This window comes from Bacillus sp. CH140a_4T (assembly GCF_008923725.1).
Classification (GTDB): domain Bacteria; phylum Bacillota; class Bacilli; order Bacillales; family Bacillaceae_G; genus Bacillus_A.
Map to the genome: position 1 here is coordinate 924809 of NZ_WBPF01000013.1, position 24379 is coordinate 949187.

Annotated in this window: 26 protein-coding genes and 1 other annotated feature; of the genes, 10 read left to right on the forward strand and 16 right to left on the reverse strand. The window is 37.2% G+C overall.

Annotation, left to right across the window (positions count from 1 at the left end):
- Positions 1-73 precede the first annotated feature (73 nt).
- From thiI to F8162_RS13590, 4 genes are all read right to left on the reverse strand, one after another.
- Complete coding sequence (gene thiI / locus F8162_RS13575) at positions 74-1288, reverse strand: tRNA uracil 4-sulfurtransferase ThiI (protein ID WP_000989277.1); 1215 nt, start codon at positions 1286-1288, stop codon at positions 74-76.
- Positions 1289-1294: 6 nt separating this feature from the next.
- Positions 1295-2437, reverse strand: coding sequence for a cysteine desulfurase family protein (locus F8162_RS13580; protein WP_151633237.1), 1143 nt, complete (start codon positions 2435-2437; stop codon positions 1295-1297).
- 168 nt (positions 2438-2605) lie between these two features.
- Positions 2606-4318 carry a septation ring formation regulator EzrA gene (gene ezrA, locus F8162_RS13585; protein ID WP_151633235.1) on the reverse strand — a complete coding sequence of 571 codons (1713 nt, stop codon included), beginning with the start codon at positions 4316-4318 and terminating at the stop codon, positions 2606-2608.
- Between the two features lie 210 nt (positions 4319-4528).
- Positions 4529-5368 carry a LysR family transcriptional regulator gene (locus F8162_RS13590; RefSeq protein ID WP_151633233.1) on the reverse strand — a complete coding sequence of 280 codons (840 nt, stop codon included), beginning with the start codon at positions 5366-5368 and terminating at the stop codon, positions 4529-4531.
- A 124-nt stretch (positions 5369-5492) separates the two neighbouring features.
- Between F8162_RS13590 and F8162_RS13595 the strand changes: the two genes are divergently transcribed.
- Entirely contained in the window at positions 5493-6437 is a 945-nt protein-coding gene (locus F8162_RS13595) for a DMT family transporter (protein ID WP_151633231.1), read from the forward strand.
- Between the two features lie 11 nt (positions 6438-6448).
- On the opposite strand, the gene refZ is transcribed toward F8162_RS13595, so the two are convergent.
- Entirely contained in the window at positions 6449-7087 is a 639-nt protein-coding gene (gene refZ / locus F8162_RS13600; protein ID WP_151633229.1) for a forespore capture DNA-binding protein RefZ, read from the reverse strand.
- 147 nt (positions 7088-7234) lie between these two features.
- Here refZ and F8162_RS13605 point away from each other — a divergent pair, with 147 nt between their 5' ends.
- Positions 7235-7714: a GAF domain-containing protein gene (locus F8162_RS13605; RefSeq protein ID WP_151633227.1), complete on the forward strand. Its 480-nt coding sequence runs from the start codon at positions 7235-7237 to the stop codon at positions 7712-7714.
- A gap of 65 nt (positions 7715-7779) precedes the next feature.
- Here F8162_RS13605 and megL read toward each other — a convergent pair whose 3' ends face one another.
- Positions 7780-8955 carry a methionine gamma-lyase gene (gene megL / locus F8162_RS13610; protein ID WP_151633225.1) on the reverse strand — a complete coding sequence of 392 codons (1176 nt, stop codon included), beginning with the start codon at positions 8953-8955 and terminating at the stop codon, positions 7780-7782.
- A 399-nt stretch (positions 8956-9354) separates the two neighbouring features.
- Between megL and rpsD the strand changes: the two genes are divergently transcribed.
- A complete protein-coding gene (gene rpsD, locus F8162_RS13615) occupies positions 9355-9957 on the forward strand; it encodes a 30S ribosomal protein S4 (protein WP_000135322.1) in 603 nt (200 codons plus the stop codon).
- A 54-nt stretch (positions 9958-10011) separates the two neighbouring features.
- Here the strand turns inward: rpsD and F8162_RS13620 are convergent, their stop codons facing one another.
- Positions 10012-10140, reverse strand: a complete 129-nt coding sequence (locus tag F8162_RS13620) for a hypothetical protein (RefSeq protein ID WP_000050944.1) — start codon at positions 10138-10140, stop codon at positions 10012-10014.
- 179 nt (positions 10141-10319) lie between these two features.
- Between F8162_RS13620 and F8162_RS13625 the strand changes: the two genes are divergently transcribed.
- A complete protein-coding gene (locus tag F8162_RS13625; RefSeq protein ID WP_151633223.1) occupies positions 10320-10622 on the forward strand; it encodes a YjdJ family protein in 303 nt (100 codons plus the stop codon).
- Between the two features lie 78 nt (positions 10623-10700).
- Here F8162_RS13625 and tyrS read toward each other — a convergent pair whose 3' ends face one another.
- The 6 genes from tyrS to acsA form a co-directional block, all read right to left on the reverse strand.
- Positions 10701-11957, reverse strand: a complete 1257-nt coding sequence (gene tyrS / locus F8162_RS13630; protein WP_000512075.1) for a tyrosine--tRNA ligase — start codon at positions 11955-11957, stop codon at positions 10701-10703.
- Positions 11958-12027: 70 nt separating this feature from the next.
- Positions 12028-12257, reverse strand: a binding site (T-box leader).
- Between the two features lie 77 nt (positions 12258-12334).
- Positions 12335-12580: a hypothetical protein gene (locus F8162_RS13635; protein ID WP_151633221.1), complete on the reverse strand. Its 246-nt coding sequence runs from the start codon at positions 12578-12580 to the stop codon at positions 12335-12337.
- Positions 12561-13106, reverse strand: a complete 546-nt coding sequence (locus F8162_RS13640) for an RNA polymerase sigma factor (RefSeq protein ID WP_151633219.1) — start codon at positions 13104-13106, stop codon at positions 12561-12563. Before F8162_RS13640 ends, F8162_RS13635 begins: the two co-directional genes overlap by 20 nt.
- Positions 13087-13542, reverse strand: coding sequence for a hypothetical protein (locus F8162_RS13645; RefSeq protein ID WP_151633217.1), 456 nt, complete (start codon positions 13540-13542; stop codon positions 13087-13089). The genes F8162_RS13640 and F8162_RS13645 overlap by 20 nt, the downstream gene beginning before the upstream one ends.
- Before the next feature lie 66 nt (positions 13543-13608).
- Positions 13609-14166: a maltose acetyltransferase domain-containing protein gene (locus F8162_RS13650; RefSeq protein WP_151633215.1), complete on the reverse strand. Its 558-nt coding sequence runs from the start codon at positions 14164-14166 to the stop codon at positions 13609-13611.
- Positions 14167-14251: 85 nt separating this feature from the next.
- Positions 14252-15970: an acetate--CoA ligase gene (gene acsA, locus F8162_RS13655; RefSeq protein ID WP_151633213.1), complete on the reverse strand. Its 1719-nt coding sequence runs from the start codon at positions 15968-15970 to the stop codon at positions 14252-14254.
- A gap of 176 nt (positions 15971-16146) precedes the next feature.
- Here acsA and acuA point away from each other — a divergent pair, with 176 nt between their 5' ends.
- The 4 genes from acuA (at position 16147) to F8162_RS13675 (ending at position 19601) form a co-directional block, all read left to right on the forward strand.
- Entirely contained in the window at positions 16147-16779 is a 633-nt protein-coding gene (gene acuA, locus F8162_RS13660; protein WP_000581396.1) for an acetoin utilization protein acetyltransferase AcuA, read from the forward strand.
- A gap of 17 nt (positions 16780-16796) precedes the next feature.
- Positions 16797-17441: an acetoin utilization AcuB family protein gene (locus tag F8162_RS13665; protein WP_144612236.1), complete on the forward strand. Its 645-nt coding sequence runs from the start codon at positions 16797-16799 to the stop codon at positions 17439-17441.
- Positions 17438-18604: an acetoin utilization protein AcuC gene (gene acuC, locus F8162_RS13670; RefSeq protein ID WP_000092828.1), complete on the forward strand. Its 1167-nt coding sequence runs from the start codon at positions 17438-17440 to the stop codon at positions 18602-18604. The genes F8162_RS13665 and acuC overlap by 4 nt, the downstream gene beginning before the upstream one ends.
- A 121-nt stretch (positions 18605-18725) precedes the next feature.
- Positions 18726-19601: an alpha/beta fold hydrolase gene (locus F8162_RS13675; RefSeq protein ID WP_151633211.1), complete on the forward strand. Its 876-nt coding sequence runs from the start codon at positions 18726-18728 to the stop codon at positions 19599-19601.
- A 51-nt stretch (positions 19602-19652) separates the two neighbouring features.
- Here the strand turns inward: F8162_RS13675 and F8162_RS13680 are convergent, their stop codons facing one another.
- The 3 genes from F8162_RS13680 to F8162_RS13690 form a co-directional block, all read right to left on the reverse strand.
- Entirely contained in the window at positions 19653-19922 is a 270-nt protein-coding gene (locus tag F8162_RS13680; RefSeq protein WP_151633209.1) for a hypothetical protein, read from the reverse strand.
- A gap of 123 nt (positions 19923-20045) precedes the next feature.
- Positions 20046-20735: a response regulator transcription factor gene (locus F8162_RS13685; protein ID WP_151633207.1), complete on the reverse strand. Its 690-nt coding sequence runs from the start codon at positions 20733-20735 to the stop codon at positions 20046-20048.
- Position 20736: 1 nt separating this feature from the next.
- Complete coding sequence (locus F8162_RS13690) at positions 20737-22191, reverse strand: sensor histidine kinase (protein WP_151633206.1); 1455 nt, start codon at positions 22189-22191, stop codon at positions 20737-20739.
- A gap of 149 nt (positions 22192-22340) precedes the next feature.
- Between F8162_RS13690 and F8162_RS13695 the strand changes: the two genes are divergently transcribed.
- Entirely contained in the window at positions 22341-23021 is a 681-nt protein-coding gene (locus F8162_RS13695; protein ID WP_151633204.1) for an ankyrin repeat domain-containing protein, read from the forward strand.
- A 710-nt stretch (positions 23022-23731) separates the two neighbouring features.
- On the forward strand, positions 23732-24379 hold a 648-nt coding region (locus tag F8162_RS13700; protein WP_151869336.1), incomplete at its 3' end, for an RNA-guided endonuclease InsQ/TnpB family protein.

Genomic DNA, 24379 nt, shown 5'->3' on the forward strand with positions numbered 1-24379 from the left:
CACCTCCTTGTGAGTATAGAGTGTGATAAACAACATGACTTCATACATATTTTAGATATGGTAATTTATGGTTTTAGAAAAGTTCTTCGAATTTTTCTTCTTCCGCCACTACTTCTACCGTTTGTAATACCATTGTTTCTTTGTTCGCTACAGCTTCATCAATTAATGGTGTGAAATCGTATTTCGCTTCAAAACGATTCGCTTTTTCACGCTTCGGCTTCGTCGCTGGGCTTGCTGGTGTGAATACTGTACAGCAATCTTCGTACGGACGAATTGAAATATCATATGTGCCGATTTCTTCAGCGATTTTAATAATTTCTAATTTATCCATCGTAATAAGTGGACGAATAACTGGATAGTTTGTTACTTCGTTAATCGTATGCATACTATCTAACGTTTGGCTTGCTACTTGTCCAAGACTTTCACCAGTTGTGATTGCAAGTGCATTACGCTCCTCTGCGATACGCTCTGTAATACGCATCATCATACGGCGCATAACTGTCATTGAATAGCTAGATGGAATTTCTTTATTAATCGTTTTTTGCACTTCTGTAAATGGAACAAGGTGAAGCGTTACACGTTTACAGTACTTCGTTAACTCTTGTGCTAAATCAATTACTTTTTGTTTCGCACGCTCGCTTGTGAAAGGTGGGCTATGGAAATGAACTGCTTCCACAGACACGCCGCGTTTCATCGTTAAGTACGTTGCTACTGGGCTATCGATACCACCAGAAAGAAGTACCATTACTTTTCCGCCAACGCCAACTGGTAAACCACCAGCTCCCATATGCTCACCACACATAATGTAGCTGTAACCACTGCGAATTTCTATACGTACATTCACATCTGGATTATGAACATCTACTGTGATATCCTCTGTATTTTCTAAAATGTGCCCACCGATTTCTGGAAGTAACTCCATCGTCTTCATTGGGAAGCGCTTATCAGAACGGTGCACTGTAATTTTAAATGTTTTCACATCGCCTTTTACTTGTAAGAAAGCTGCTAATGCACCCTTTTTAATATCTTCTAATTCTGATGGTACTTTCATCGCTAAGTTAAACTTATGAATACCAAATACATCTTTCAATCTTTCAGAAATTGCTTCATGGTCTTCGCCATTTAATTGAATGTACATACGGTCATGCGTTGCATCGATTTTAATATTTGGGAACTTTTTCAGTTTGAACTTTACGTTATCTTTTAATGTGCTTACAAATTTAGATCGGTTCTTACCTTTAGTCGTCATCTCTCCATAACGAACTAAAATATATTCATATGTCATCATATTCCTTTACCTCATCACTTCATGTAATTTTGGCATCGTCTCTTTCACAATACCTTCAAATTGTTTTACTTCTTCCATCGTGTTTTCTGGTGCCAAACTAATGCGAATAGCACTTGCAGCAGCGGCATGCGGTACTCCCATTGACACTAACACTCTGCTCACTTCATTTGCTTTTGAAGAACAAGCAGACTTCGTCGATACATATACACCGTGCTCTTCTAAAGCATGAACGACCACTTCTGGTTTTAAACCAACAAATGATACATTTAAAATGTGCGGTGCTGCATATGCAAGCGACGTATTGATCGTTACATCTTCCATCTCTTTAAAGAAACGGACAAGCTCTGTTTGTAAATTGTGCAAATGAGCTATCTTTTCTTTCACTTGTTCCATTGTCATGCGAAGTGCTTTCACCATCGCTACAATGCCAGGTAAGTTTTCTGTACCAGAGCGATATTTAAGCTCTTGTTGACCACCTGATAAAATTGGATCTAACCTTACGCCATCACGTACATAAAGAAGACCTGTTCCTTTTACACTGTGGAATTTATGTCCAGATATTGAGCAAAGATCAATATGAGAAGCATATAAATCAAGCGGTACTTTTCCTATCCCTTGTACATGGTCCACATGGAATCTTATTTTCGGATAGTTCGATAATAACGTTCCAATTTCAGCAACAGGCTGAATTGCTCCAGTCTCGTTGTTCACGTGAATAATTGACATAAGAATCGTATCTTCACGAAGTGCTCGTTTTACATCCTCTACCGATACAATACCATGCTCATTAACCGGTAAATATGTTACATCAAAACCGAGATCTTCTAATTGTTTATATGCTTCAAACACAGACGCGTGTTCAATATTTGTTGTAATGATATGTTTACCGCGCGAACGATTCCTCATCGCTATTCCTTTAATCGCAAGGTTATTCCCTTCCGTTCCACCTGATGTGAAAATAATCTCAGAAGGTTTAACATGAAGAAGCTGCGCTGCAATCGTTCTTGATTGTGTTAATAGACGCTCTGCCTCTCCCCCAAGCGAATGAATAGAAGAAGGGTTTCCAAAATATTTTCCAGCAACCGTTACGTACGATTGAAGGGCTTCTGGATATGGCTTCGTCGTCGCACTATTATCAAAATAGATCATCGTTCATCCCCTTTCAGCGCTGTCACATCATATAATCATATCACAAATACGTGTCATTACGCTAAGACTACTAAAAGGTTCCGTTATATTTTAAAACGAATAACCTTACTGTATTCCGCTATTCATTATAGCAACATCGCCCCTAAAATTACACAAAAAAACAAACCCTTATGAAAGGGTTTGTTCATTGTCTACATATTCAGCTATTTTTTGAACAACGCCAGGTTCAAGTTGCTCTAGTACAGAAGCCGCTTGTTCTAAAGCTGCATCGTATTGATATTCACGGAATAATTTCTCCGCATAATTTAAGCTCTCTGCAAGGTTCTCATCATGACTGCGGTAACGATTACCGTATTGAATTAATTTTTCAACTAAATACGCTTGTCCAATTAACTCTTCTGTCATTTCAGCTACACCATTAACAGTTGTGTACGCTTCTTCTAAACTGATATTTACAGCGTTCATATTTAACGGTTTCACTTCTAACTGATCATATACGGCTTGCATTGCCATTTGTCCTCTTTTTAAATCTTCCATAATGCTCTCTGGAAGACCTGGCAAATTCGACTTTTGCATAAAACGTTTCGTTTCAAAAATGATATTTCGCATTTCTTGTAACTTCTCACGCGCTTCAAATTCCTCTTTACGCATCGTTTGCAGCATTTCTTTATATTCTGCATGAAGTACTTTTAACGTTTCACATTGCTCATAAACCTCTTCTAGTTCCTCACGAATAATAGAGAAGGCAATATCTTGTTCCGCAACGCGTAATTGCAGCATTTCAAAACGTTTCATTAAAATGTGCATTTGTTTTTCAATTACTTTTTGAGACTCAATATCCTTATCTTGTAACTGATAACTTTGTTTCACAAGTTGTGTTTCTGCTTTGGTTTCAATCGTTTCAATGCGAATTTCTTCTAAGTCTTCATAAACAGAAAGTGTTTTTTGCTCCACATAATGTCTCGCATGTACTTCTTGTTCCAGCTGATCATAGAAGCCATCTAAACGCGTTTTTAAGTTTTCTACTTTTTCAGCCGCTTCCGTTATATGAAGCTCCTGTATATCCATTAAACATGTGTGTAGTTGTGTCGTCATATCACGAACTTCTTTAGGGACTTCCAAATACTCTAATACATAACCTTGTCTTACCATATCATTATGTCCGTGTAATAAATCTTCCAGCTGAACTGGTAACGTCGCTTGACACTCTACCAATAAATCTGGAATTTGGTGAATAACGATTTCTAAGTTTGCCAAACCTTCTTCTAAACTAATAACAATTTCTCTCGCTTTTAAATAGTCGCCATTATCTGTTGCCTCTTCAAAGCTTTTAAACTTATTAGATTCAGCATCTAGCATCTCTTCGATTTTCTGCTCTGCTGCTCCATACATATGTCTATGAGCAAGAACACTCTTCTTCATACTACGATATGTATCACGTAACCCTTCAATTTCCGAGCTGTTTTTTTCATGGCTTTCTAACAATTGCTGTAATTCATTTAAAATGTCTGTAATACGATTATCAGCGTCATCTAAACCACTTATGGATTCATTCATCGCATGCTTTGCTTTTCGGAAGGAGAATTGCGAGGCGAATTTTCGCGCTTGCGCTAAATCTTTGTCTGCTTTCGGAAGGGTTGTTGATACAATCTCATCCCATTCTTCACGCCATTTACCAAACAGTTCTTCTGTTTGACCTGTCATATTTAAGTCTTTCACCCGTTTTAGTTCATCTGCCACAGGTTTATCTTTTATCTCTTGTTTCCACTGCTCAAGTGCTTCAATATCTTTATATGAACGATTTCTTATCACAAGCTCTATCATGAGCAGCACTAGAATAGAGCTTACTACAATGATAACGATCGTCAGGATAGAATCCATGCAAAAAAGCCTCCTAGTTATATCTCTTTTTTTGTCCGTTCCGTTTATGAAATGGAAGGCATTATGTATAAAAAGGGAATTCCCCTATATTTAACAACTAACAATGTACTAATCATACCATGTAATGGCTTGTTTTTGACCTAGTTTTTTTTAAAATTTCATGTTTCTTTCAATGCAATTGTAATCTTTCTCAATCTTCTGCTTGCTCCTCTACCTATCCTCAAATGATTGTAGTAGCAGGTTCCCTTTCATATGAGATGCGAAATAAATTTTGCGCACAAGTGGTGGTTCAATAGAAATTGCATGCACATTTCCTTGCTTTACCGCTTGCTCTACTGACATTTCTGGAAGTAACGTAATACCAAGTCCAGCACCGACCATCGCAAGCATCGGTTCTGCATAAGAAGTTTCAAATGCAATGATTGGTTTCGCACCTATCCCTTGAAACATATCCGTAATCATTTTCCTTACATCACAAATTTCTGGATATACGATTAACTTTTCATTTTGCAAATCTTCCATCCGGATTACTATTTTCTCTTTATAAAGATGATTACTTGAAACTACACAAACAATTTTTTCTTCTCGCATTTCTTTTATACACGTAGCGCCTTCTACTACTGAATCGACGAACATCGCTTCAATCTTCCGTTCTTTAAAGAGTCCCAGTAGTACTTTCGTATGCTCAATTTTCCATTCTACTTCGAATCCGTCACCTAATATATCTTTACATTTTGATATGTAATGCGCTGCTAAACTTGGCAATATGCCTATAGAAATTTTCCGCTTCTCTTGGAAATTCTTCATTTCGGCTTTCACTTCATGTATGTGTTCCAAAATGGGTAACATCCTTGTTATAAATAACTCTCCAGCCTCTGTTAACTCCACTCCTTGCGCGGAACGCTTAAGTAAAGTAACCTCTAAATCCGCTTCTAACCTTTGAATTTGCTTACTAAGCGCCGGTTGAGAAATATGTAACAGCTTACTCGCCTTTGATAAACTTCGCGTATTCTTCACTTCAAGAAACGATCGTACTGCCTCCAAATCCATCGTACACACCTCTAACAAAAAGTTATAACTGTCATAAAAAATCGATATTTCCTTCTATAAACAATTACTCTTTATACTTATTTCATCAACTTACTATAACGAAATGTAAAGGGGAAAGATACTCATGGACAAAAAACAAATGCTACTCGGATCCCTCCTATGCTTACTTGCCGTAACTGCTTGGGGATTTATGTTTCCTGTCATGGCAAATGCCCTGCAGTTTATCGATCCGTTCTTCTTCACAACTATCCGATACGGATCAGCAGCTATTATTTTTCTTATTTTTCTATTCATTACCGAAGGAAAAACTTCACTCCGCTTAGAAAAAAGAGCACTTTCGTTATTCTTTTACGGAACAGTCGGTTTCGCTGGATATGGTTTTCTCATTTTTTACGGCCAACAACTTGCCGGGCCTTCTGGGGCCATCCATGCTGCGATGATTCAATCTCTTATGCCGCTCATCGCTTTATTATTGCAGTGGATAACAAAAAATAAGCGCCCACAAAACTACACATTCCTTTGTATGTTCGTTGCATTGCTCGGTGTTATGCTTGTCATTTCAAAAGGAAATATTCACTTATTATTTGGAGCTGCCAGTCACCTCTCAACAAATATACTTATGCTATGCGGTGTTACTTGCTGGGTCATTTACACGAACGGTGGTGCTCGTTTTCAATCTTGGTCACCACTCAGGTATACGACGTTAACTTGTTTATTTGGCTCGATTTCACTCATCGTTATTGTCACTTTCTTCACTTATACAAACATCGTTACTGTACCGTCGTTACGTACAATTATGAACGTTCGTTTTGAACTCTTATATATGTCAATTATTGCAGGTGTTATCGCTGTATTTTGCTGGAACACAGGAAATCGCTATATTTCATCTATTAACGGCATATTATTTATGAATTTAGTTCCTATACTTACACTTATCGGTTCCATCTTTCGAAGTTATACAGTCGACAAATTTGAAATTGCCGGAGCCTCCTTAACAATTATCGCGCTATTATGCAACAATGTATGGCAAAGGAAAGAAAGCACAAAAATCCCCACCTCAGTTCGTTAGGTGGGGATTTTTCACATATGAACAGCTCTTGGCAATTCATAGTACATATTCGTTATACATAACGTTTGTTCCATCCATTGTTCAATTTCTTTCGTGTACATTTCTATGAAAAATGTCTCCGACGGAAAAGAATGCAGCACTTCTGATATATATTGCGGATATAAAAACGGCATATTCATCATGCCTTTTAATTGCGTCATAAACATTGTAAAAGATACCTTTTTAAATTCCTGCTTCATTTGTCCCTGCCTAATCATTTGCTCTATATAATATCTTTCTTTAGAAAAGTAAATGGTCATCACTTCACGAATTAATGTCGTATCAAGTGAAAGCTCTCGGTAGAAGAAACGTGTCAGTTCCCTATTTTCAAATTGATATCGCAAAATCCCGCGCATCATTTGCACCATCACATCTTTAGCCGACAAATATTCTCTCTGTTCGAACGACATTTCAATCACATGAATATACCCTTCTAAAAAGTCAGTAATAAGCTGCTCTAATAGGCCTTGCTTTCCAGCAAAATAATATGAAATATTCGCTACATTCACATCCGCTCGCTTTGCAATTTCTCGCACCGACGTTCCATCATAACCTTTCGTGTTAAACAACGATATTGCCGCATCAATTACTTTTTGTTTCGTCTGTTTCATGCGCTCACTTCCTCTCACTGAACAGCTATAATTTAAATTTCTTGACTTTTAAGACAAATTCCTTTAATTTTCTATCGACAAAGTCATGTGAAATACATCGTATTTTGCTAATATTTTACACATCTCGATAAAAAGGGAGTTGTTTCCATGTTTACAAAAGAAAGTTATGCAGGTTCTCGTGAAGAGCAATACGGGACAGTAATTAAACAACTGGATGCATTATTAACTGGCGAACCGAACGTAGTCGCAAACTTATCAAATGCGTCCGCATTATTAAATCAATTTTTAGATCGTGTGAATTGGGTTGGCTTTTATGTAACAGAAGGAAATCAGCTTGTTCTTGGACCTTTCCAAGGAATGCCTGCTTGTGTGCGCATTCCATTTGGACGAGGCGTTTGCGGCGTTGCAGCTGAAACGAAAACAACGCAGGTTGTAGCAGACGTACACCAATTCCCAGGACATATCGCTTGCGATAGTGCTTCGAATTCAGAAATCGTTGTACCGATCGTGAAAGAAGGAACTGTCATTGGTGTACTTGATATTGATAGCCCTGAAAAAAATCGTTTTGATGAAGTAGATCAGCGTTTTTTAGAAAAGTTTGTGGAAACACTCCTAAAACATATTTAAAAAAGAAAAGAGCGAGTTATCGATTGCGTACATCACGTACGAAACCGATAGCTAGCTCTTTTTTATTAATTACTAACAGTAGATATTTTCTTTAGTGCCTGTTCTAAATCAGAAACGATATCCTCCCATGATTCTAAACCGACAGATAAACGTATTAAATTATCGTAAATACCCATTTCTTGTCTTAGCTCAGCTGGAATCGCAGCGTGCGTCATCGTCGCTGGATGCTGAATTAACGTTTCTGTATCCCCTAAACTTACGGCAATTGTAATAAAGTCAAGGTCATTGATAAACGCTTGCGTCTCTTCTTTTCCGCCTTTTACTGAAAAAGAAACCACACCGCCGCCTCGTTTCATTTGGCGAGATGCTAACTCACCTTCTGGATACCAAACACCTTCTACTGCATCATGATTTTTCAGAAACGATACAATTTTTTCTGCATTATCACAATGACGGTCCATCCTTACCGCTAGTGTCTTTAATCCGCGTAACAATAACCACGCATCAAACGGCGCCATAATACCGCCGATATCTTTTCGCATCGGGCGAATTTTTTCAGCTAACGCTTTCGTTTTACAAATCGTTACACCCGCCACAACATCGCCATGACCGCCAATATATTTTGTCGCACTATGAACAACCGCGTCACAACCAAGCTCAAGCGGTCTTTGTAAATAAGGTGAACAAAACGTATTATCAACAACGACAAGTAAGCCATTTCGCTTCGCAACCTGAATCACTTGTTTTAAATCGATTAATTTCATTGTTGGATTAATCGGTGTCTCAACGAAAATAACCTTTGTATTTGGACGGATTTTATTTTCGACATCAGCCTCTGTCTCCATATCACAAAACGAATGCGTAATCATAAATTTCTCTTCTAACACTTCTAAAAAACCGTACGTGCACCCATATAATCCATTTGAACAAATAATATGATCTCCAGCTTTTAGAAAACCAATTAACGTTGCTGAAATAGCTGCCATACCGGATCCGAAAGCAAGTGCTTCTTCTCCTCCTTCTAACACCGCCATACGTTCTTCAAATAATTTTACAGTTGGATTTCCTAGTCTTGAGTAAATATAAGACGGATCCACTCCCGCAAAACTCGCCTCTCCTTGCTGCGCAGTCTCAAATGTAAATGTAGACGTTTGAAATAACGGTGGTGTTAAACTTCCTTTATATTCCTCTGATGTATAACCGTGATGAATTAACGCTGTCTCCATATGCTTCTTTTTCATAAAAACATCCCCTTTTATGTTTTTATCCCGCATATTCATCAACAAAAAATTAATGAACATCTTTTACTGCATTTTATGTAAGCGTTTTATTTATGTTTCTATCACTTCTTTTATATCGTTTTAAATTCCTTCTTGTTCATTTCCAAAATTTATATGCATAAAACAAAAACGTACTCGCTTGACGAAACTCTGGGTAAAAGATATAATAGCGTTTGTGTAAAATAAAAAGGCAGCCTTGTAATGTGAGTTTATCGTTTGTATTTTGTTCCTCTACGGAGGTGTATCTCGTAACTCCCTGCTGCTGGAGCGAAGGTACATGAAAACAAAATGCCCGTAAATATCGATTACGTCTGTTTTTATTTTACGTAAATAAAAACATTTTTAAAGGAGGAGTCAACTATGGCTCGTTATACAGGTCCAGCTTGGAAACTGTCTCGTCGTCTTGGAATCTCTCTAAGCGGCACAGGAAAAGAATTAGAAAAACGCCCTTACGCACCAGGTCCTCACGGTCCTAACCAACGTAAGAAACTTTCAGAATACGGTTTACAATTACAAGAGAAACAAAAACTTCGTCACATGTACGGCATGACTGAGCGTCAATTCCGTCGCACATTTGACCAAGCAGGTAAAATGCCTGGTAAGCACGGCGAAAACTTCATGATCCTTCTTGAAGCTCGTCTTGACAACTTAGTTTACCGTATGGGCTTAGCTCGCACTCGTCGTGCAGCTCGCCAATTAGTAAACCACGGTCACATCACAGTTGATGGATCTCGCGTAGATATCCCATCTTACCGTGTAAAACCTGGTCAAACAATCAGCGTTCGCGAAAAATCTAACAGCCTTGTTGTTGTTAAAGAAGCGATCGAAGTTAACAACTTCGTACCAGAATACTTAACTTTCGATGCTGATAAGTTAGAAGCTACTTACACTCGTCACGCTGAGCGTTCTGAGTTAGCAGCTGAAATCAATGAAGCATTAATCGTAGAGTTCTACTCTCGTTAATGACAAAAAGCCAATCCTCTGGATTGGCTTTTTTCGTTTATATATAAAATAAAATTATTTATTTTCCTCTTTCTGAACATATACATAAGCATCTTTCTGCTCTTTATGTACATCAACCTTCGAATTCTCTGCAAGCTGACCCGCGTTTAGCAAAGAAAAAATAATGAGCGCTTCTAGTGACATTTTGTTTTACCACTCCTTTCTATTTGTTATATATTTATCATACCGCTTACATGTGATTTCCGTATGAACTCGAAAAGAAGATTAAAACAAAAAGTCAAAAGATTACAAACCACCATCTACACCTTTATTTCTTTATAATGTATTATTGCGTTATATATTTAAAACAGGAGGTGTTCATTTTGACAATAAACCAAATGGTTCAGTTAGGTAGTTCATTTATGCTATTTATTACTTCAGCACTTATTAGTTGGTATCAGGGGAGTAATTTGATAGATTATCCTGATGAATGGAAATATAGTGCTAAGTTTACGAATTACTTTAAAGGCACCGTTTCAAATTACCAAGATATTTATCAAATTGATTTCTTTATATATGCGGCAAAGTTTTATCCAACAGCATTTATTGTTATGCTCATTAGCTTACTTTATATGATCGTATTAATTCTTCATATTCTATTTACAAGAACTCGTAAGGTAATCTAAATTCATACATAAAAACCCCGAATCATAAACTTTTCAGCCTACAATTCGGGGTATTATTTGTTTTATATTCGTTTCTGATTAGTAACGAATTAAGAAATATTTCTTTTTACCGCGGCGAATGATTGTGAATTTACCTTCGATGCGGTCGTTTTCTGTTACAACGTAGTCTAATGCTTGTGTACGCTCACCGTTTACATAGATTGCACCATTCGTTACATCTTCACGTGCTTGACGTTTTGATGGAGAAATTTTGCTTTCTACAAGTAAGTCGATTAATACTGTATCTTCTGCAGTACGTTCTACAGATGGTACGTCTTTGAATCCTTGCTCGATTTCGCTTGCAGTCAGTTCTGCTACAGAACCGCTGAATAATGCAGCTGAAATTTTAATCGCTTGCTCTAATGCTTCTTCGCCGTGAACAAGTTTTGTCATTTCAGAACCTAATGCTTTTTGTGCTGCACGTTTTTCTGGTGCTTCAGCTACTTGCTTTTCAAGCTCAAGAATTTCTTCATGAGATAAGAATGTGAAGTATTTTAAGTATTTAACAACATCACGGTCATCTGTGTTAATCCAGAATTGGTAGAACTCGTAAGGAGTTGTTTTCTCTGGATCTAACCAAATTGCGCCGCCTTCTGTTTTACCAAACTTCGTACCGTCAGATTTAGTAACTAGTGGAATTGTTAAACCGAATGCTTTCGCATCTTCTTCTGATTTACGGATTAATTCAAGACCAGCTGTAATGTTACCCCATTGGTCACTACCACCGATTTGTAGACGGCAATTATGGTTTTGGTATAAGTTTAAGAAGTCGTATGATTGTAAAATCATATAACTAAACTCAGTGAATGAAATACCAGTATCTAAACGAGATGCTACTGTATCTTTTGCTAACATATAGTTTAAACCGAAGTTTTTACCGATATCGCGTAAGAATGAAATAACATCTAAGTTACCAAGCCAATCATAGTTATTAGCCATCGTTGCTGGGTTGTCCACGTTTTCGAACTCTAAGAAGTTTGAAAGTTGGTTTTTAATGCTTTCTGTGTAGTAAGCAACTGTATCTTTCGTATTTAATGTACGCTCTGCTTTTTTACCACTTGGGTCACCGATCATACCAGTACCACCGCCAACAAGTGCGATTGGTTGGTGACCAGCTAATTGGAAACGACGTAACATTAATACTGGTAACATATGACCGATGTGTAAGCTATCCGCTGTCGGATCGAAACCACAGTATAATTTAACGCTTTCTTTTTCTAATAATTGCTCAAGTCCCTCAGCATCTGTTTGCTGATTAATTAGACCGCGAAATTCAAGATCTTGTAAAATACCCATATCCTACATACTCTCCTTTAAGTTCATTACTGGCGTGAAGGTTGAAAACATAAAAAAATCGCCCCTTTAAATAAGGGACGATTTTGATTATCGCGTTACCACCCTAGTTGCAGGCAAAAAAAAGCCTACCACCTTATTTACATAACGGCTTAGCACCGTCTTTTCCCTTTTGAAGACAATTCAATCGAAAAAAGATGCTCTAGGGGCGTAATTCGCGATCATCTATGTGCTGATTTTCACCGGCCATCAGCTCTCTAAAACAGGGAAATGATCACTACTTCTCCCTTTCCACGCTCAATTATTCATATACTTTTCTTTATACCATCATTTATATAGGCGTGTCAAATAGAGGTAGGTGTTCTCTCCTTACCAATCCTTTACAACGTCGCAAAGAGTATCGTAATAAGAGAAAGAATTGGAACTCCAACTAATAGCGATACATGAAACACAACCGATAAATCATTGCCAATCGTCGCCTCCACAGGATCTTTCGCTGGAGAACCAAGAAATCCGATTAATCGATCGAAGCGACTTACCGTTTTTGGAAAATCTGGTATTTCTACATGATCACTATCTAAATGATGCTTTAATTTATATTCACTCTTAAAGGGATTTTCGCTCAATTTCATCCACCTCCAGCAATTGCTTCAATTTCTTTATTCCGTTATGAAGTCTCGACTTCACTGTTCCAATTGGAATATTTAGTATCTCTGCAATTTCTTTTTGCTGCATATCATGATAATAAGAAAGAATAAGGACAGCTCGTTGCTCTTCTGGAACTTTCAAAATTGCTTCTCTTACTGTGAGCCGATCTTCGTGAGAAAATTCTTTTTCCTGCATCGGCACTAAAAATGGCAAAAGCGTACGCCACTTTTTTCTTCTATTTAATTTATTAATCATAAGACGATAACCAATTTGGAATAAATACGTTTTTATTTTTCCTTTTTCAGGTTCATACATATGTTTCTTTCGTTCTAACGTCAAAAATGTATCTTGCACGAGATCGATACTTAATTGTTCATCTCGGTTAAATCGATACAAAAATGTGTATAGCGCTGGTTTGATTAAAACATATAGTTTTTCTCCCGCCTGTTTATCTCCACTTTGATACGCAAGCATGAGTTCCTCCTCAATCCCAATCTGCGCCATGATTTTTGATCTCCTTTATTCCTTTTAACGTTAATGAAATACGGGAAATTAAATATGCACTTGCGACAATAATCCATACTTGCGATTGATTCGTAAAAAATTGAACATACGGGCTTTGTATTGTATGACCTGTTGAAACTAAAATATTTAATACCTGCACACATATGCATGCATACACTGCAAGACAAGCTGAAATCGTATCAAATACATTCCAGCGAAAATACACTTTTGTTTTTGTAAAATCAATTTTATATCCTTTTTTCCGTACTATATGTTTTCTATCAAACGGAATAATGATGGAAAACATAACAATCATCATGACTCCAGCTGTAATCATTGATACTTTAAATCCGATTGGCATCGGTAATAGCAAACCACAAGAAAATACGACTATAATTCCAATTACAGCAAAAGTAAGAAGTAATTTATTAGACATAAAAAAGCCTCCCTCATCTATTCTTTCATAAATGTATACAGACGAGGAAGGCACTTCGTTCAAATATTATTTTATTTTTTTAATAATTTTCGCAGGATTCCCGCCAACTACTACATTATCTGGCACATCTTTCGTTACAACGGCGCCAGATGCGATAACAGCATTATCTCCAATTGTTACACCAGGATTAATAATTGCTCTTCCGCCAATCCATACGTTATCGCCAATTGTAACTGGTTTTCCGTATTCTGATCCGCTTATGCGCTCTACCGGATCAAGCGGGTGTGTTGCTGTATAAATGTGAACACCTGGAGCTAACATACAGTTCACTCCGATTGTTACTGGACATACGTCTAAAATCGTACAATCAAAGTTCGCGTAAAAATTTTCACCAACGTGAATGTTATAGCCGTAATCACATCTAAAAGAAGATTCAAGGTGAATGTTATCTCCTGTCGTTCCGAATAATTCTTTTACGATTTCGCTGCGCTCTTTTAATTGTACTTCTGGCGTATCATTTAATTTTCTCGTTAGTATACGAGCTTGCTCTCTCTCTTGTACTAAAACTGGATCAGCTGGTAGGTACATTTCCCCTTGTATCATCTTTTCTTTTTCTGTTTTCATTTTATTACCCCCTTCAACTTATATATATAAGTTTATAATAACATAAAAAAAGGTCTGAACGTTATTTCGTTCAGACCTTCCTCTCTTAATCTTCCATCGTTGATAAGTCACCTGTTGGTAAGTTTAACTCCCACGCTTTTAATACGCGGCGCATAATTTTACCACTTCTCGTTTTCGGTAATTTATCTCTAAATTCAATTTGTCGTGGCGCTGCATGAGCTGCTAGGCCTTTTTTTACAAATTGACGAATCTCTTCTTTTAATTCATCAGATGGTTCATATCCCGCTCGAAGCGCGATAAATGCTTTAATGATTTCACCACGTACTGGATCTGGAATACCGATTACACCAGCTTCCGCAACAGCAGCATGCTCGATGAGTTTGCTTTCTACTTCAAACGGACCAACTCGCTCACCTGACGTCATAATTACATCATCAATACGTCCTTGGAACCAGAAGTATCCATCTTCATCCATATAAGCAGAGTCACCTGATACGTACCAATCTCCTGGCATGAAATAAGACTCATACTTTTGCTTGTTATTCCAGATGCCACGCATCATCGCTGGCCAACCCTTACCAATTGCTAAGTTACCCATTGTGTATGGAGGAACTTCATTTCCTTCATTATCAACAATCGCTGCTTTCACACCTGGAATTGGTTTACCCATTGAACCTGGACGAATTTCCATACAAGGGTAGTTACAAATAACTTGTCCACCTGTTTCTGTCATCCACCACGTATCATGAATACGAAGTCCAAATGCGCTCATACCCCAGCGAATTACTTCTGGATTTAACGGTTCACCAACGCTTAATACGTGGCGCACTTGTGATAAATCATATTTTTTAATTGCGTCTTGTCCAGCACCCATTAACATACGGAATGCTGTGGGCGCGCTATACCAAACTGTTACACCGTAATCTTGTAGCGCTTCATACCACGCTTCTGGACTAAAGCGCCCGCCTAAAACAACATTTGATGCCCCAACTAACCACGGTGCGAAAATACCGTAAGCTGTTCCAGTTACCCAGCCTGGGTCAGCTGTGCACCAATATACATCGTCTTCTTTTAAATCTAATACCCATTTCGCCGTTTGATGGTGCTGCACCATTGCATTTTGCGCATGAAGCACACCTTTTGGCTTACCAGTAGAACCAGACGTGTAATGTAAAATTAAACCGTCTTCACGACCTAACCATTCAATATGTAATTCTTTTGAAGCTTGTTCAAATAAAGGATTGAACGCTACTGTTTTACCGCCTTCTTCTACATTATCTCCAACAAGGAAGACTGTTTTTAAAGCAGGTAAATCATTTAATGGTACGCGCTCTAACAATTCAGGCGTTGTAATTAACACCTTTGCTTCGCTATCTTCTAAACGATCGCGAACTGCGCCTTCCATAAATGCTTCAAATAGTGGACCAACGATTGCCCCTAATTTCACTGCACCAAGAAGTGCGAAATATAATTCTGGAGAACGCGGCATAAAAATAAAAACGCGATCGCCTTTTTCTACATCGCCATAATTTTTCAGGACGTTTCCTGCTTTATTAGAAAAATCCTTCATTTCCTTAAATGTATACTTCTCTTTTCGCGATCCATCTTGATAATAAAGGGCTACTTTATTCTTTCGATCGGATTTCGCATGCTTGTCAATTGCCTCATACGCCATATTTACTCGGCCTGTCTCATTCCAAGTAAAGTTTTTATTAACCTCTTCCCAGTTAAAATTCGCGTATGCCTCATCATAATTCGGCAAATTATTTTCTCCTTTAATGACAGGAAGCGTTTCTACTTTCATACTTTACATCCCCCTCCTATGTATTCTATTATCTATTATAATAACATTATTTAAAATTTTCAGTATTTTTGTTGATTTTTAGACAAATTTTTAATGACAAATTTCGATTCACATCGCATATATTATAAAGTACGATATTAATAGATTCACAAACCCTCAAGGTGGTGAGCAATACATTGATTCATAAAAAAATATATAATGCCAGAAACTTGAAAACAGCGAAAGGCACTTTAATTATTGAAGGTCCTGTCTCTACACATAACTTAGAAATGTATGAGTTTCATCCAGATTTAGTTGCGTTTCGTCCTGCCGAGCAGCAATATAAAGCAATTGTCGAAATTTCTAAATTACCAGAAGCTCGTCTCATTATTGCGAGACATGACCAAACGATTGTTGGATATGTTACATACTTGTATCCTGATCCACTTGAACGATGGTCAGAAGGAAAAATGGAAAACTTAATTGAACTCGGGGCGATTGAAGTTGTCCCTGCCTTCCGCGGTTGCGCTGTCGGAAAGAACTTACTAGAAGTTTCAATGATGGATGATTATATGGAAGATTACATTATATTGACAACTGAATATTATTGGCACTGGGATTTAAAACAAACAGGCTTAAATGTTTGGGAATACCGAAAAGTAATGGAAAAGATGATGAATGCCGGTGGCTTACAATGGATGGCTACAGATGATCCTGAAATTTGTTCACATCCTGCTAACTGTTTAATGGTCCGCATCGGTAAACGTGTTGATACGGATTCTATTCAAGCATTTGATCGTCTACGTTTTCACAATCGTTTTATGTATTAATAAAGGGGGCAACTGGAATGATTGTAGAAGAAATTATGAATCAAGCTGTAGTGACACTACATCCAAACGATACAATCGAAACAGCAATCCGAACGATACGCACGAAAGGCATTCGGCACATTCCAATTGTCGATCAAAATAACCATGTCGTAGGCATTATTTCTGATCGGGATGTAAGAGATGCAAGTCCGTCTATTTTAGATGAACAAGTTTCACTCGATATGCTGAAGCAACCACTTGAACTTATTATGAAACATCCTGTAATGACTTGCCATCCTCTCGATTTCGTTGAGGAAATTGCTACTTTATTTTTTGAAAATAAAATTGGCTGTCTTCCTGTTACAAAGGCTGGGAAGTTAGTTGGAATCATTTCTGAATCTACTGTGCTGCACACGTTAGTGAAATTAACAGGAGCACATCAACCGAGTTCACAAATTGAAATTCAAGTAAAAAACGAACCTGGTATTCTCGGAAAAGTCGTTGCCATTTTTAGTGAGTTACAAATCAATATCGTGAGCGTTCTCGTCTATCCAGCAAAAGATGAGAATGATAAAGTACTCGTTTTCCGCATTCAAACGATGAATCCGCTAAAAGTGATTGATGCACTTGAAGCAGAAGGTTACCGCGTATTATGGCCGAACATTATGGGGATGCAAGCATGAGTAGCGCGTTTATTTATTCGGATGACTTTCGGGGCTATTCGTTTAGCCCTGATCATCCTTTTAACCAACTGCGCGTCACACTTACGTATGATTTATTACAAAAGGGTGGTTTCATCTCTCCTTCTCAAATCATCTCACCACGGATGGCTACAGATGAAGAGATCGCCTACGTTCATACAGAGGAATACATAAATGCGGTAAAACGTGCTGGAGAAGGTAAGTTAGAAAAATCAATTGCGATGACATATGGACTCGGAACAGAAGATACACCGATGTTTCCAAATATGCACGAAGCAAGCGCATTACTCGTTGGCGGCACATTAACTGCTGTCGATGCTGTTCTTTCCGGGAAAGTAAAACACGCACTTAATTTAGGCGGCGGCTTACATCATGGCTTCCGCGGCAAGGCATCTGGCTTTTGTATTTATAACGATAGTTCCATCGCAATGAAATATATACAGAAAAAATACGGTTTACGTGTTTTATATATTGATACAGATGCTCATCACGGTGATGGTGTACAGTGGTCTTTTTACGACGATCCTAACGTATGCACCATTTCACTACATGAAACTGGGCGTTATTTATTCCCTGGAACTGGCGCTGTAAATGAACGTGGACAAGGGAATGGCTATAGTTATTCTTTTAACGTTCCACTCGATGCCTTTACAGAAGACGAATCGTTTTTAAATTCATATCGCACTGTCGTAAAAGAAGTTGCCGCATACTTTAAACCGGATATTATTTTAACGCAAAACGGCGCTGACGCACATTATTACGACCCACTTACACACCTTTGCGCAACGATGAATATTTACCGTGAAATACCGAAGCTCGCTCGCGAAATCGCTAATGAATATTGCGAAGGTCGCTGGATCGCTGTCGGCGGCGGTGGCTATGACCACTGGCGCGTCGTCCCAAGAGCTTGGGCGCTTATTTGGCTCGAAATGAACAACATCCAAAACATCTCAGGTTATCTCCCTCCAGAATGGATTGACGCTTGGAAAGGACAAGCTGAAACAGAACTTCCCCTCACATGGGAAGATCCAGACAACATGTATAAACCGATCCCCCGTAAACCAGAAATTGAAGAAAAGAACGCATTAACTGTAACGAAATCCCTTGAAATTATTCGGAATAATATGACAAAATCTTTGTACTAAAGAAAAAGGAGGCTCGTTTTTGAATAGCCTCCTTTTATTTATTTTCGGTTTTTGTCGGTAAGTCGATATATTTCGAGTTGCGCTGATATATTTTATTTAATAATTAACTGGTCCAACTTTTATGAGAAAAGGTCGTGATATTATGTGGACACAACAAATAATCAACACGAAACGCGGCACATTTGAACTCTTTACAAAAGGAAATGGCGAACCACTTTGTATTACACATCACTATTCACAATTTAATGAAACTGGTGATTACTTTGCGGATGTTTTTACTGCTACGCATCGTGTATTGCTCATTAATTTACGAAACGCTGGTAACTCAGCAAAAGCCAATTCAGCAAAAGAATTACGTATGATTGAAACAATTCACGATTTAGAAGCTATACGAGAAGCTTTACAACTTCCAACATGGCACTTCGCCGGTCATTCAACAGGTGGTATGCTTGGACTTTTATATGCGATTACATATCCAAATCCCTTACAATCATTAGTCGTGGCCGGAGCTGCAGCAAGTAACTATACCGAAACATCATTTTGCATTTATAACCGCGAACATCCACATTTTCATTATATGCAACAACTCATAGAAAACTTAAAAAGCCCTCACCTTACAAGTAAAGAACGGAAAGAACTATCTACTGAGAGAACAAAATTATCATTGCATAAGCCAGAAAAATACAACTCTTATTTTTGTAAACCAATCAAAAAAACTATGTCCGCTAGCCGAATGAACGCTTTCGCCAATGAATATCCTTCATTTGATTTAAGAGAGCATTTACTTTCTATCCAAACAAAGACTCTCATTATATGCGGAAGACATGATGTACAGTGCCCGATTCAGTATTCTATCGAGATGCATAATGGTATACGTAATTCTATCTTCATTCCATTTGAGAACAGCAACCATTATCCTTTTTTAGAAGAGGCTACTCTTTTTGGTTCTACTACTCAAACATTTTATAAATCGTTACACCAGTACCGTTATTATTAAGGAAAGCTCACAGTCTCTATAAGACTATGAGCTTTTTTCAAAAGAAATATTTCACACTAAAAACAGCAAAAAGAACAAAAAAATCATTAAACCTACATCAATGAATATCGACTTTTTATCTCCTTCTTTTATACTCATCATAAAATTAGAAATTATTTTAATTCCAAAAAAGACCATCATAAATAACCCGCCGAAATGATCATTTGTAGGGTCTTCATCATAAAACATTTGTATTGCACCGATAATTAATAAGATAAGTATGATATTGGTTCCAATCTTTAAAGCCTTGTTTAATTTATTATCTTTTAATGTATCTCCCAAAATGTAGCACGCCCTCTCATGCTCTCCTATGTTTTATTTCTCTTTATATTTTAACATAAATTACCTATTATTACCTTTTTGTTCGAATAACATAAAAAACCTACCAATTACTTGGCAGGTACATTACACGTTAAAGCGATAACCAGCTCCCCATACTGTTTCAATATATTGCGGGTGAGCAGGATCTCTTTCAATTTTTTCACGTAGCTTTCTAATGTGAACAACGACAGTGGCTAAATCGCCAGCTGAGTCTAGTCCCCAAATACGTTCAAATAACTGTTCTTTATTTAATACTTGGTTTGGATGCGTTACAAAGAATGTTAATAAATCAAATTCTTTCGTTGTAAAAGCAATTTCTTCATTGTTTATAAAAACTTTTCTCGCTCGCTGATCAATAGAAATTCCATGAATGTATAACGTATCGCGTTGCTTACTCACATTTCCTGATAATCTTTCATAACGAGAAATATGCGCCTTTACCCTTGCGACTAATTCACTTGGACTAAATGGTTTCGTTATATAATCATCCGCTCCTAAACCGAGTCCGCGAATTTTATCTATATCTTCCTTCTTTGCTGAAACAAGTAAAATCGGAATGTCTTTTATAGCACGTATTTGTTTACAAATTTCAAAACCGTTCATTTTCGGAAGCATAATATCTAAAATAATTAAATCGTAGTCTTCTTGCAGAGCCATTTGTAAACCTGTCTCTCCAGAATGTTCTACATCTACTTGAAAATCACTAATTTCTAAATAATCTCGCTGTAATTCTGCAATGCTTATTTCGTCTTCTATTAGTAAAATTCTTTTCATCCTACTCACCACATTCCTGTACTTTTTTCAATGAGAAGAAAATACTTGTACCTTCCCCAAGCTTACTTTCCACCCAAATTTCCCCGCCATGCTCTTCAACAATTTGCTTCGCTATCGCTAAGCCAAGCCCACTCCCACCTGTGCTAGAATTTCGCGATTGCTCTGCACGATAAAACCGCTCAAATATATACGGCAGCGTATCCGCTTCTATACCTGATCCAGTGTCCATCACTTTTACAATGACTGTATTGTTATCACTCAATACTGTTACAGTAATTTTCTTCTCTTCTTTATCCATGTATTTCACACTATTATGAATTAAATTGGATATAACTCTATTTATCTTTTCGCAATCGGCCGTTACATATAATGGTGTTGACTGTAATTGTAAATAAACTTCTATACCTTCCTCACTTAAATCCATCTGCATCTCTTCTAATAATTCCTGCATAAACATGTTTAATTCTATCGTTTCAAACTGAAAGGGAACTCGATTCAAATCTAGCTTCGAAAACAAAAAGAGCTCATCAATGAGTGTATCCATATGTTTTGCCTTCGTATGAATCGTTGTTAAATACTTATCCATTTTTTCCGGCGTATTTGCGACTCCATCTTTTATTCCTTCCACATATCCGATAATAGATGTAATCGGTGTTTTTAAATCATGAGATATGTTTGAAATGAGCTCTTTTCGATTTTCTTCATACTGTGTTTGCACTTCAATCGATTCTTTTAATTTCTTTCTCATTTCCTCAAACCCTTGATTTAATTGCCCGATTTCATCATGGGATGTAACTGGAATTTGAAAATCTAAATCCCCTTCTTTAATTCTCCCAGTCGCATCTTTCAATACAAAGATTGGTTTTATTACACTTCTTGAGACTAAATAACTTAATAGTCCTATAAGTAAAACGGCTAGCAGTAAAAGCGCTCCGAACAAAATCGGAAATAACTTTTGTGTAAGATCGACAAATGAACTTTGCCTTTTTAGTACAAATATACTCCCTTCTTCATCCCCTGGAAAATAAAAATCAAATTTTACATATCGATAAAATGTATCGCCTAGTTCTGTTGTACCACGGCTATTAATATTGGCTGATTCAAATTTCGGAAGGGCTTCTTTTAAAGATACACTTTCAAATACTTTTGTAGCATAAGAAATGGTTTCTCCCTTTTTTACAACTATTTTCACACCTTCTTTTTCAAGTGATGAAACGAACGATTCATCTAATAGTTGTGATTGATTTTTCTTTGCCGCTAATTTCAATTCAATATACGTATTCTCTTCTTCTGGCGTAAGCGGCTTTTGAATATAGGAACTTTTATAGAAATTTTTCACTGATTCCAAGTCTCCTGTTATGGAAAAAACAATTAAAAATCCCGCGACTAATATGAGCGTGATGGAAACGAGAATAACAGCGATATAAGAGAATAAAAATCTTGTTTTAATAGACATATGTTACATCCTCACTTTACCAAACCTTATTACTCATAAGCATAAAAATATATGTTCAAATACTCAAGCGATTTTATAGTAATTTTAGCGTCAGTTTATAAAAATTTAATGTTCTTATTTTACAGTTGAAATGAGGAGGTTGAAATTCCATGTTCAAAAAAACAGTAAGCATGATCTGTTGCGTAATTTTTTTGCAAGGATGCTCGCAAGAACAAGAAGTTAAAAAGGAGATGACAAACATGGAGACAGCGCTACTAGCAGCTACTGAGAAACAAGAAACGAATACTATTATATCGTTACTCAAAAAAGGGGCTAACATAAATATAAAAGACAATAAAGGACGTACTCCTCTTATGATTGCTACATACAAAAATGATGTAAAAACCGCAAAAGCGCTTATCGAAGCTGGTGCTGACGTAAACATCCAAGATGATATGAAAAATAATCCTTTTCTATACGCCGGTGCTGAAGGTTACTTGGATATTTTAAAACTAACGATTGATGCTGGTGCAGATCCAGCGCTTACGAATCGTTACGGCGGAACAGCCCTTATCCCCGCTTCAGAACATGGCTATATCGATGTTATTAAAGAACTCCTTACGCGAACAACTATTGATGTTAACCATGTAAATAATCTCGGATGGACTGCTTTAATGGAAGCCATCGTACTAAGTAACGGAAACGAAACACAACAACAAGTCATTCACCTTCTTATTGAACACGGTGCAGATGTAACTATTCCAGACAACGATGGTGTTACCCCACTAGAGCATGCGCGCGCTCATAACTTTGAAGAGATAGAGAATATATTATTAGAAGGGCGTAAGTAAAAAACTAATCTTTGCCTTCCTCCCCCGCCCTATGCTACATTTAAGCCGTTACATCAATATTAATAGGGTAACTAACTGTTACGATTTATTTAACCAATTATAACGAAAGTTAATTAAATCTATTAGTAAGCCCTGCTAGTCAAGTGATTGGCTAGTAGTGAGGGTTAACTGCGGGCAATCCCTAAAGCTGATTGAACTACAACGTGGCTAGAAATAGCGAGCGTGAATGTCGCGAAAGCAGAAAAAATCAATCAGATCGTGCAAGGTTAAATCCTAAACATTAGAACAATGGGTCTTCCGCCTCGAATCATCTAAGTCAAAATGGATAAGATGAACGTTCAACGACTATCTCGTATAACTGACGAGAGTACACCACAAGCCTATGGTGGTGGAAAAATCCTCTATCTCTAAGTAGATAAACATATAGTCTGCGCTCATGTGAAAATATGAGAAGTTCATAAGAGAACTGGCTAAGGAATTGCGCCCTTAGTTGAACGAGATACATTTAATTAAATCTATTAAATCCCATTGAAGCTACCGAACCTATGTGCTATGGTGGATTCAATGAGGTAAGAATAATAATGAAATTTTTACGAGTTAGTCAAGTATCGGAATTAACAGGTTTGCATCCGAGTAGTCTCAGGAGAATGCTGGTGGAACACGCTACGATTCAGAAGAACAAATCTTTCATTAAAAGGAGTTACATTCTGATGATATTGGCGAAGAAAGTCAGACTGATTCCAACGCCTGAACAAGAAAAAGTGCTTAGAAACCATGCTGGAGCTGCAAGATTTGCTTATAACTATTGTAAAAGAATGAGTGATAGATATTATAAGCTATTTGGAAAATCTGTTTCACAGTTAGCTTTACAGAAACGATTTACAAAGATCAAGAAGCGAAAGAAATATGATTGGTTAAAAGACATCAATGCACAAGTTCCTAAACAGGCTTCAAAAGATTTTGATACGGCGAGAAAACATTCGTTCAAAAAGTACAAAAATGGTTCTCACACTTCTTATAAATCCAAAAAAGATGTAATACAAGGATTTTATGCCAATTATGAAAGACTGATTATAGGAAAGAAAGTAGTTCATATTCAGTCCGTTGGAAAAGTGAAAACAAGCCAACAACTACCAAGAAACAAAAAGCCATTCAATCCAAGAGTTACATTTGACGGTCGTCACTGGTGGATTAGTGTAGGGTTCCAAGAAGACTTTGAATCACAAGAACTAACCAATGAGTCGATTGGTGTGGATGTTCGGTTAAAAGAGCTGTTTGTAGCTTCTAATGGTATGAAAGAACGAAATATAAACAAAGATGCCAAGGTTAAAAAACTTTTGAAAAGGAAAAAGTCAGCG